This is a genomic window from Schleiferilactobacillus shenzhenensis LY-73 (assembly GCF_000469325.1).
Lineage (GTDB): Bacteria > Bacillota > Bacilli > Lactobacillales > Lactobacillaceae > Schleiferilactobacillus > Schleiferilactobacillus shenzhenensis.
In genome coordinates this window covers 107,932-117,299 of sequence record NZ_KI271582.1, presented here as the reverse complement: position 1 = coordinate 117,299, position 9,368 = coordinate 107,932, and the positions used below count along the sequence as shown (strand labels likewise).

Here is a 9,368-nt window from a genome sequence, read left to right as displayed (position 1 = left end):
GGACTTGAAGACAAGGGCGGTTTTTGCCCTTGGCTTCAAGCCGTGCCCACCACGTTCTACGCCCCCCTGGCGGAGGGCCCAAATCGCCGGGTCTCGCGAACCATCCTCCTGCTCCTCAAGGCGGACGTGCGAAGCACAACGCCGTATCGGCCCAAATCACCGGGTCTCGTGGTACCACGCCGGAAGTTTCTTATCCTACCGAACCAACCATCTCGTAACTGATCAACCGGTTCAGCTCCACCGCGTACTCCATCGGCAGCTCCTTGGTGAACGGTTCGACGAAGCCCATGATAATCATTTCGGTCGCTTTATTCTCTGGAATCCCCCGGCTCATCAAGTAATACAGCTGCGCCTCGGAGATTTTGGACACCTTCGCCTCGTGCTCCATGGAGACGTTGCCGTTGAGAATCGTGTTGTACGGAATCGTGTTCGACCGCGATTTCTCATCCATGATAATCGTGTCACATTCTACGTGGGCGAAAGAGCCGTCGCTGTCGCGGTCGAAACGGACCGTGCCGCGGTAGTCCACGGCACCGCCGTCCTTAGCGATGGACTTGGACACGATGGAACTGGAGGTGTTCTTGGCGTGGTGGATCATGCGGGCACCGTTGTCCTGGTCCACGCCGGCGCCGGCGACAGCGATGCTGAGCATGGTCCCGCGGGCACCTTCCCCGTCGAGATAGACGGACGGGTATTTCATGGTCGTTTTACTCCCCAGGTTGCCGTCGACCCACTCCATCGTGGCGTTCTTCATCGCTTGGGCTCTTTTTGTCTCCAAACTGTACACGTTCTTTGACCAGTTCTGAATCGTCGTATAGCGGCAGTAGGCATCATCATTGACGAACACTTCCACCACCGCCGCATGCAGGCTGTCGGAGGAATAATTCGGCGCCGTGCAGCCTTCCACATAGTTGACACTGGCCCCGGGTTCGACAATGATCAGTGTGCGTTCGAATTGGCCGGAATTTTCCGCATTGATCCGGAAGTATGACTGGATCGGAATGTCGGTCTTCACCCCGGCGGGGACGTAAATAAACGTCCCCCCTGACCACACGGCCGAATTCAGCGCCGCAAACTTATTGTCCGTCGGCTTGACCAAGGTGGCGAAGTATTTCTTAAAGATCTCCGGATACTGCTGCAGCGCGGAGTCGGTGTCCATGAAGATGATGCCTAATTTCTCAAACTCGTCCTTCATGTTGTGGTAGACCATCTCGGACTCATACTGCGCGGCGGAGCCGGCCAGATAACGGCGCTCGGCTTCGGGAACGCCCAGCTTCTGGAAGGTTTCCTTGATGGTCTCGGGGACGTCATCCCAGTTGCGGTACTTCTTGTCTGTCGCTTTTTGATAGTACAGCATATCGTCCAAGTCCAGGGCAGAAAGATCCGGCCCGAAATCGGGGTCCGGCATGCGCCGATAGATTTTGTACGCCTTTAAGCGGAAGTCCAGCATCCACTGGGGCTCGTGCTTCTCCTTGCTGATGATGCGCACGATGTCCTCGGTCAGGCCTCGACCGGTGCTGAATACCGGGGTGACGTCGTCAGAAAAGCCGTAATCGTAGTCATCGTCCAGCGTGGGAACGGTGCTCAGCAAATCTTCATTATTCTTGGTATTTTTCGTCTTGGCGTCAGTCATTGCGCAGTCTCCTTCTCTGGAAATCCCGGCAGGGCTTGGTCCAGTGCCTTCCACGCCAGCGTCGCACATTTGATGCGCGCCGGGAAGGCCCGGACCCCCGCCAGCAGGCTGGCATCGCCCAGCACATCGTCCATTTTCTTCGTCGTTTCCTTACCCGTGATCATTTGAGAAAACAGGTATACGGCGTCGCGCGCATCACGCACCGACTTGCCCAAGACCACGTCCGTCATCATACTGGCGCTGGCTTGAGAAATCGTGCAGCCGCTGCCGCTAAAGGCAATATCATCAATGGTCTGGCCATCGGGGCTGAGCTGCACCTGCACGGTAATGACATCCCCACAGGTGGGGTTCTCCATTTCTTTCTCATGACTGCCGTTGGCCAAGGTCCCGTGGTGGTGCGGATGCTGGGAGTGATCCAGGATCACCTGGCGGTACAGCAATTTCAATTGATCCTCATTCAACTTGGAAGAACTCCTTTGCTTCATTGACTGCGGCCACCAGCCGGTCCACATCGGCTTGCCCGTTGTACAGATAGAAACTGGCCCGAGCAGTGGCCACGACACCGAGGCGGGCCATCAGCGGCTGGGCACAATGATGGCCGGCGCGAACGGCCACTTGCTGGGTATCCAGCACCGTGGCTAAGTCGTGGGGATGAACGCCTTGCAATGTAAAGGCCACCACCCCGCCCCGCCGCTGGGCATCTGGCGGGCCGTAAATCGTCAGGCCGGGGATGGCGTTCAGCTGGTCCAGGGCATACGCCGTCAGGGCTTGTTCGTGGGCCCGGATCGTGGCTAAGCCGATCCCTTGCAGGTAGCGGATGGCCGCCGCCAAGCCGACAGCGCCGGCAATGTTGGGCGTACCGCCCTCGAAGCGCCAGGGAATGTCCGCCCAGGTAGTATGGAACTTCTCCACCTTACTGATCATCTCACCGCCGAATTCCACCGGCGGCATTTCTGCCAGTAAGGGCATCTTGCCGTAAAGGACACCGATGCCGGTCGGGCCCAGCATCTTGTGGCCAGAAAAGGCGAAGAAGTCGGCGCCTAAAGCCTGCACGTCCACCGGCATGTGGGGGGCGCTCTGCGCCCCGTCCACGACGACCACCGCGCCGACGGCATGGGCCAGGCTGCTGATCTCCTGAATCGGGTTGATGGTTCCCAACACGTTAGACACTTGGGTCACGGCCACGATCTTGGTCTTCGGACTGAGCATGTTTTGGAAAGACTTCATGTCCAGCAGGCCCTGCGCATCAATGTCGACATAACGCAGCGTGGCGCCAGTACGCAGCGCTAATTGCTGCCAGGGCACCAGGTTGCTGTGGTGTTCCATAATCGTGATGATGATCTCGTCACCGGCCTGGATGTGCGTCCCACCGAAGCTCGTTGCCACCCAGTTCAGGCTTTCTGTCGTCCCCCGGGTAAAGATGATGTTCTCAGGCGCTTCAGCATGAATGAAGTCTGCCACGGCTTGCCGGGCCTGCTCATACGCCTCGGTCGCTTGTTCAGCGAGCGTGTAAACGCCCCGGTGCACATTAGCGTTTTGACGCGTGTAGTAGTGGACCAGTGCATCGATCACCGCCTGGGGCTTTTGCGACGTCGCTGCCGAATCCAAGTACACCGCATCGGGAACGGGGGCTGCCCCCGTCTGCCACATGGGAAAATCAGCTTTGTTGATGGGCAATACGTTGGCCATGGATAAGCTTCCTTTCAATCGTATCGATCAACTGCTGCTGGATGGCCGGTAACGGAATCGCCGTTAAGACAGCGCCGAGAAAACCGCGAATGACCAGCCGCTGAGCCAGTTCTTTCGTCAGCCCGCGGCTCATCAGATAGTACATCTGACTGGCGTCCACCCGGCCGACCGAGGCCGCGTGCCCGGCCTTGACGTCATTTTCATCGATCAGCAAAATTGGGTTGGCGTCGCCATGAGCGGTCCGGGAGAGCATCAAGACCCGGTTTTCTTGCTGGGCATCGGCTCCCCGGGCGCCCTTCACGATGTGCCCGATGCCGTTGAAGACCAGCGTGGCATTCTCTAAGATCACCCCGTGCTGCAGAATATTCGCAGTCGTCTGGCGGCCAATATTCGTCACCCGGGTATTCAGACCTTGGACTTGCTTGCCGGTGGCCAGCGCGACTACCTTCACGTCCGCCGTACTGCCGGTCCCGACCAGATTCGTACTGGTATCAGCGATGATGTTGCCGTCATTCAGTACGCCGGCCGTCCAGTTGAGAATCCCATTGGCGGCGACTTGGGCTTGGCGGCGGACGAACGCGGTGATGTTGGCACCAAACGCGTCAACATTCGCGAAGTCCACCCGGCTATCCTCGCCGACCACAATCTCTGTCACGATGGAATCGGCGCTGTCGGCGCCTGCTTCTCCGGTGAAATGATCGACGACAGTAATCTGGGCATCCCGCCCTACCAGCAGCAGCAGGTGCCGGTGGGCATTGACCCCGGCGAGTAACTGCGTGTTCAACACCAGCGGCTGGTCGCTATGAAAATGGTCCGGAACACGGATCAGGAAGCCGCTATTGAGGTGGGCCAAGTGATACGCCGTCAGCCGGTCGGTTGGCGCGGTCTGGTGAAATAAGTAAGGCTTGAATGGTGCCAGAACGGCCGCTGGGGCCGTGAGCAGCGGCTGAATCGTCACGCCGGCCGGGGCCGCAGGAGCCCCCTCAGGATACGTGACCCCCGCCGCGGTACCGTCCCCGAACAGTTTCCAAGGATGGAACGTGACTTTGGCAAATTCCGGCCACGGGGCATCAGCATAGGCCGCAGCAGCTGCTTGCCGTTGCGTTGTCAGCCACGGATCAGCATCCAAGGGCCCATACGCCGCCGCAATCGCTGCCGGATCTAATTGTTTCGGTCCAAAGGCCGCCATTACGCCTCCCCCTTCCCCGGGGTGATGTCGCTATCGTCCGTCAGCGGCACATCCAGACCTAAGTCGTCCCGCAAACCGACATAGCCTTCTTTCTCCAATGTCTTGGCGAGTTCAGGACCACCGGACTTGACGATGCGCCCATCCATCATGACATGGACCACGTCTGGCACGATGTAGTTCAGCAGCCGCTGGTAGTGGGTAATGATCAGCGTGCCAAACTGGGGCCCGCGCATGGCGTTGACCCCCTTAGCGACGACCTTCATGGCATCGATGTCCAAGCCCGAATCAATCTCGTCGAGGATGGCGAAAGGCGGTTCGATCATCAGCAGCTGCAAGATCTCGTTGCGCTTCTTCTCCCCGCCGGAGAAGCCTTGGTTCAAATAGCGCTCGGCCATCTCGTCGGGCATGTCCAGCAGGGCCATCTTCTCGTCCAGCTTCTTGATGAACTCCCGCACGCTGATCTGGTGGTCATCGTCACGGCGGGCATTGATCGCCGCCCGCATGAACTCGGCGTTGGTCACGCCGGCAATCTCAGCAGGATACTGCATGGCCAGGAAGAGACCAGCGCGGGCGCGCTTGTCCACCGGCCAGTCCAGAATGCTCTCGCCGTTCAGCAGAATATCCCCTTCCGCCACTTCGTACTTGGGATTGCCCATGATCGTCTCCGACAGGGTCGACTTGCCGGTGCCGTTGGGGCCCATGATAGCGTGGATCTCGCCGGTATGCATGGTCAGGTTGACCCCTTTCAGGATCACCTGGTGCCCGTCCTCGTCGTCCACCGCCACGTGCAGATTCTTCACTTCTAATGTGTCCATGCCGTTATCCATCCTCTCGTTGTCTAGTTAATTGTAGCCCGTTTAAGAAAGGGCGTCCACGGAGAAAGCCTAGTATACCGCGGTTTGTTGGCGAGCTTGTGAGAAAGGCAACGGAATTGGGCTGAGCCATGGAATACAATTGGCGAGACTCGGGTAACGCCCTTGTCAACAGCAAGACCACGCAAAACTGCTCGTGAACAACTACCAACCCACGGAAAACCACATACGTCACTGAAACTCCCTAAGACGCAAAAAAGCCCCGCCAAGGGCTTTACGTGTTACGGATAACCGTTAAAAGTCTTCCTCTTCGCCGCCAAACATGTAACTGGTGTAGTGGAAGCGCATGGACATGATGAAGCCGATGCCGATCATGTTGCCCAGGAGGGCGGAGCCGCCCTGGGAGATGAAGGGCAAAGGAATCCCGGTTAGGGGCAGCAGGCCGATGCTCATGCCGATGTTTTCGAACACGTGGAAAACGATCATCATGATGACGCCGGTGGAAACGTAAGCATAGAACTCATTCTTCGTGTCGAAGGTGACCTGAATCATTTGGTAGATGAGCAGGAAATACAGCAGAATAACGGCACAACTGCCGACGAAGCCGAAGTTTTCACCGATGACACTGAAAATCATATCGGATTCGCGCACGGGGACGTACACTTGGGAGTTGTTGAAGCCGCGGCCGAACATCTGGCCGCTGCCGATAGCCTTCATGGATTGCCACAACTGGTAGCTGGTGGAACTGGTGTCGCCCGAAGGATCCAGCCAAGCGTCGATCCGGTTGAATTGATACTGGTGGAAACCCACCTTCAAGAGCAGCTCCCGGCCGGCGGGCTGGGTCACCAGAAAAATGGCCATGCCGCCCAGCAATGCCACGAAGCCAATCAATGGTAAAAGTATCTTCCACGTAATCCCCGACACCAGCATCACGCCGCCTAAGATGGCCAAGAACACGATCATCGTGCCAAAGTCCTTCTGGGCTAGCAATAAACCACCCACAGGAATGAACGTGGCAATCATTTTGCCAATGAGCAAGAAGTCGCTCCAGACATGGTGCACCATGTATTTCTGGTTGTGCTTCGACACCACCATGGCGAGCATGAGGATAAACGCCGGTTTCATCAGCTCCGACGGCTGAAAGGTCAAGGGGCCGATGGCAAACCAGCTCTTAGCCCCGGTTTGGTCAAAATATGCCACGCTGTAAAAACGCAGCACTAAGAGCAGCAGAAGCAGCCCCGCCGCGTAGGCAAACGGGGCAATCTTCCACATCTGCTCGGCATCGAACTGCATGATCACCACGATGGCAATGGCCCCCAGGACATACCAAATGACCTGGGTGCCGACCATCCGCAGTACACTGACGGGCTTGGCGTCGTGGGTCGCCGCCACGTAAATCGAAACGAGCCCGACGAGCGCGAGCATCATCACGGAGAAGATCACACCATAGTCGATGCGGTCCCCCTCAGATTTATTCTTGCGCTGCAGTGTTTGCATCAAAACGCGTCCCTTCGTTCTTAATGACGGTGCAGATTATACTCGGCGATCAGCGCTTCGACGGCATCATCCGCCGTTTTGAACTTGCCGCCAACCATAGTCTGCCCTGCCCGCGCCAAGTAGTGGTCCCCTTCTTGGGTCACCGTGCCGAGCACGTCGTGTTCCGTCTTCAACTGCCAAGTATCCGGCAGATCCGGAATCTCTTCCAACGCCAGGGGGATATTTTGCTTTTTCTTATTATTACTCATGAGAACCTGCTTTCTTCGGGAATGCTTCCGGATGGAACTTCCGGGCGATCAATTCATCCTCGTACTGTTCAGGATGAGGATTGCGCCGCAGGGAGAAATGGTCCCCCACGGGGTCAAAGCCGCCCTTAACAAACGGGTTGCACCGCAAAATGCGGGCGAAGCCCATTAAAAAGCCGCGTACCGCACCAAACTTCTGTACCGCCTGCAGCATGTAATTGGAGCAGGTGGGATAATAACGGCAACTGGGCGGGGTCAGCGGCGAGATGTAGCGCTGGTAAAAATGAATCATGGCCAAGAGAATCCGGCGCATGGTCCCAGCCCCCTTTCTTCCTGCTATTGCCAAAAGGAAAAGACGTGCTGCCAGGTAGCCGGGTCAAAAAACTTAAGAGGATTCTGACCGCCCAGCGCCATGCCGGCCATGCCGCCGATGAGCAGCGCGATGAACGCACCGATCAGTACGATCAGTACGTGCAGGAGCACCTTGCGGGCATGGTGACTATCTGTCTTCAACATCCTTCACTTCCTATTCCAATTCAACGGTGCCGGTAAATTAACGCTTCTTATTGCCAACCACGTGGTCCAGCAGAATGCCGGTGCCCAGGGCCACAGAATCCAGCGGGTCATCCGCGATAACAACGGGCAGGTCCAGCGCATCCGCAAAGAGCCGGTCAATGTTCTTCAACAGCGCCCCGCCGCCAGTCAGCATCACACCGCGGTCAATGATGTCCGCAGACAGCTCCGGCGGCGTCTGGTTCAAGACTTCCTTAGTCGCGGCGATCACTTCACTCAACGTGGGGCTGATGGCTTCCGTGATTTCCTTGGCATTAACGGAGACTTCCCGGGGCAAACCAGTCATCAAGTCTCGCCCGCGGACTTCAATACTCTTGTCTTCCGGCGGCTCGAAGGCGTAGCCGATTTCTTTCTTCAAGGTCTCCGCCGTGTGCTCGCCGATCAACAGGTTGTGCTGCTTCTTAATGTGGTTGACGATGTCTTGATCCAGCCGGTCGCCCGCCCGGCGCAGTGACCGGGACGTGACGACGTCGCCCATGGAAAGCACGGCAATGTCGCTGGTACCGCCGCCGATATCCACGACCATGTTGCCCTGGGGCTTGAAGATGTCCATCCCCGCGCCCACGGCCGCGACCTTCGGCTCCAACTCTAAGTATACCTTACCGCCGCCGGTCTTCTCGGCCGCTTCGATGATGGCCTTGCGCTCAATATCCGTGGTGTTTGTCGGCGCACAGATCATGATCACCGGCTTGGACATAAAGCCCTTCACGTTCAGTTTATCGATGAAGTACGCCAACATTGCTTCAGTAATGTTGAAATCGGCGATGACGCCGTCCTTCAACGGCCGAATTGCCCGAATGTTGCCCGGGGTCCGCCCCACCATTTGATATGCTTCTGTGCCGACCGCTAAGACTTTACCGCTCTGGGTGTCAATCGCCACCACGGAGGGCTCGTTCAAGACGATGCCTTTTCCTTTTACATTGATCAGTACGTTCGCCGTACCTAAATCAATTCCGATATCCTTTGCCAAAATGCCGACTCCTCTCGAGAAATGCTTGGTAAATTATACCATATTTCTCGTTCATAATAACGCCGCTGCCCCTCGCTCTGGCCTGTCTGACCGGGTTTCAGCGGATATTCGTAAAGATTATCGAAAACTGGTTGATCATGCTCAGTAAAAACGAGCTGACGCCGTAGCCAATGGCACAGGCCAGCATAATCAAAAACACCCGCGCCGGGCCGACCTGATCTTTTTGCAGAATCTGGTCGAAACGGAGGGCGATGAACGACCGGAACGTGAGGAAGATGAAGAAAAGGTGCGAGGCAATCGTCAGCCCCGCCTGAATTTTGAAACCGCTCATGCGTATAAACTCCTTAATGTCATAGTTGCGAAAAGTGTTCGTGAGACGAATTCGTTGCCGCTTGTGTCCGAGTGCGTATATTTGGGGGTAGGTTAGTGTCGGGGCGTTGGCCCGGGTGACTACGGGCTCCGCAGATTTGGGCTGGAACGCCATGGGCACGACTTTGAGCCAAGCAAAGAGCGCTTGTCTCAAAGCTCGGCCTTGTTGTAAGCGGGCAAAAACCGCCCGCTAACAACAATTTCATGGCTGAGCCCAAATCTGCTCCGCCCTCCGTCACCCTACATTCTTGGAGACTGGAAATGTCTTGCGCTCCAGGAAATCCTGGCAACCTCTTCCCCGGACATTACGGCAGTGGCGCGGAAATATTCAATTCAGGCTGCCCCTCCGGTGAATTTGGCCCGGCACTGAGACCTTACGATCGGGTAGGAA

General features: G+C 57.0%; 11 protein-coding genes. All 11 read right to left on the bottom strand.

All coding sequences use genetic code 11. The features are described from left to right. Positions 1–190: 190 nt before the first annotated feature. The 11 genes from sufB to L248_RS16005 all read right to left on the bottom strand — a co-directional run bounded on the left by sufB (position 191) and on the right by L248_RS16005 (position 8,939). Complete coding sequence (gene sufB / locus L248_RS00535) at positions 191–1,633, bottom strand: Fe-S cluster assembly protein SufB (RefSeq protein WP_022528063.1); 1,443 nt, start codon at positions 1,631–1,633, stop codon at positions 191–193. Beyond that, a complete protein-coding gene (sufU, locus tag L248_RS00530) occupies positions 1,630–2,094 on the bottom strand; it encodes a Fe-S cluster assembly sulfur transfer protein SufU (RefSeq protein ID WP_040534129.1) in 465 nt (154 codons plus the stop codon). The genes sufB and sufU overlap by 4 nt, the downstream gene beginning before the upstream one ends. Beyond that, a complete protein-coding gene (locus L248_RS00525; RefSeq protein ID WP_022528061.1) occupies positions 2,087–3,283 on the bottom strand; it encodes a cysteine desulfurase in 1,197 nt (398 codons plus the stop codon). Before L248_RS00525 ends, sufU begins: the two co-directional genes overlap by 8 nt. A gap of 7 nt (positions 3,284–3,290) precedes the next feature. Continuing rightward, entirely contained in the window at positions 3,291–4,511 is a 1,221-nt protein-coding gene (gene sufD / locus L248_RS00520; RefSeq protein WP_022528060.1) for a Fe-S cluster assembly protein SufD, read from the bottom strand. After that, positions 4,511–5,326 (bottom strand): Fe-S cluster assembly ATPase SufC, encoded by an 816-nt coding sequence (gene sufC, locus L248_RS00515; RefSeq protein ID WP_040534126.1) that lies wholly within the window; start codon positions 5,324–5,326, stop codon positions 4,511–4,513. The genes sufD and sufC overlap by 1 nt, the downstream gene beginning before the upstream one ends. 291 nt (positions 5,327–5,617) lie before the next feature. Further along, a complete protein-coding gene (locus L248_RS00510) occupies positions 5,618–6,820 on the bottom strand; it encodes an FtsW/RodA/SpoVE family cell cycle protein (protein WP_022528058.1) in 1,203 nt (400 codons plus the stop codon). Between the two features lie 20 nt (positions 6,821–6,840). Continuing rightward, a complete protein-coding gene (locus tag L248_RS00505) occupies positions 6,841–7,068 on the bottom strand; it encodes a DUF2969 family protein (protein ID WP_022528057.1) in 228 nt (75 codons plus the stop codon). Next, the gene (gene yidD, locus L248_RS00500; RefSeq protein WP_022528056.1) at positions 7,061–7,378 is read right to left on the bottom strand and encodes a membrane protein insertion efficiency factor YidD; all 318 of its coding nucleotides are present in this window, start codon (positions 7,376–7,378) and stop codon (positions 7,061–7,063) included. The genes L248_RS00505 and yidD overlap by 8 nt, the downstream gene beginning before the upstream one ends. A 23-nt stretch (positions 7,379–7,401) precedes the next feature. Beyond that, a complete protein-coding gene (locus L248_RS00495) occupies positions 7,402–7,581 on the bottom strand; it encodes a DNA-directed RNA polymerase subunit beta (RefSeq protein WP_022528055.1) in 180 nt (59 codons plus the stop codon). A 37-nt stretch (positions 7,582–7,618) separates the two neighbouring features. Continuing rightward, positions 7,619–8,608: a rod shape-determining protein gene (gene mreB, locus L248_RS00490; protein ID WP_022528054.1), complete on the bottom strand. Its 990-nt coding sequence runs from the start codon at positions 8,606–8,608 to the stop codon at positions 7,619–7,621. A 97-nt stretch (positions 8,609–8,705) separates the two neighbouring features. Beyond that, positions 8,706–8,939 (bottom strand): DUF1146 family protein, encoded by a 234-nt coding sequence (locus tag L248_RS16005; protein ID WP_022528053.1) that lies wholly within the window; start codon positions 8,937–8,939, stop codon positions 8,706–8,708. Positions 8,940–9,368: the final 429 nt, after the last annotated feature.

Coding starts and splice junctions, on each gene's coding strand:
- L248_RS00495 (WP_022528055.1), bottom strand. CDS start 7,581: ATGTTGAAGACAGATAGTCACCATGCCCGCAAGGTGCTCCTGCACGTA.
- sufC (WP_040534126.1), bottom strand. CDS start 5,326: ATGGACACATTAGAAGTGAAGAATCTGCACGTGGCGGTGGACGACGAG.
- L248_RS16005 (WP_022528053.1), bottom strand. CDS start 8,939: ATGAGCGGTTTCAAAATTCAGGCGGGGCTGACGATTGCCTCGCACCTT.
- sufB (WP_022528063.1), bottom strand. CDS start 1,633: ATGACTGACGCCAAGACGAAAAATACCAAGAATAATGAAGATTTGCTG.
- L248_RS00505 (WP_022528057.1), bottom strand. CDS start 7,068: ATGAGTAATAATAAGAAAAAGCAAAATATCCCCCTGGCGTTGGAAGAG.
- yidD (WP_022528056.1), bottom strand. CDS start 7,378: ATGCGCCGGATTCTCTTGGCCATGATTCATTTTTACCAGCGCTACATC.
- L248_RS00510 (WP_022528058.1), bottom strand. CDS start 6,820: ATGCAAACACTGCAGCGCAAGAATAAATCTGAGGGGGACCGCATCGAC.
- L248_RS00525 (WP_022528061.1), bottom strand. CDS start 3,283: ATGTGGCAGACGGGGGCAGCCCCCGTTCCCGATGCGGTGTACTTGGAT.
- sufD (WP_022528060.1), bottom strand. CDS start 4,511: ATGGCGGCCTTTGGACCGAAACAATTAGATCCGGCAGCGATTGCGGCG.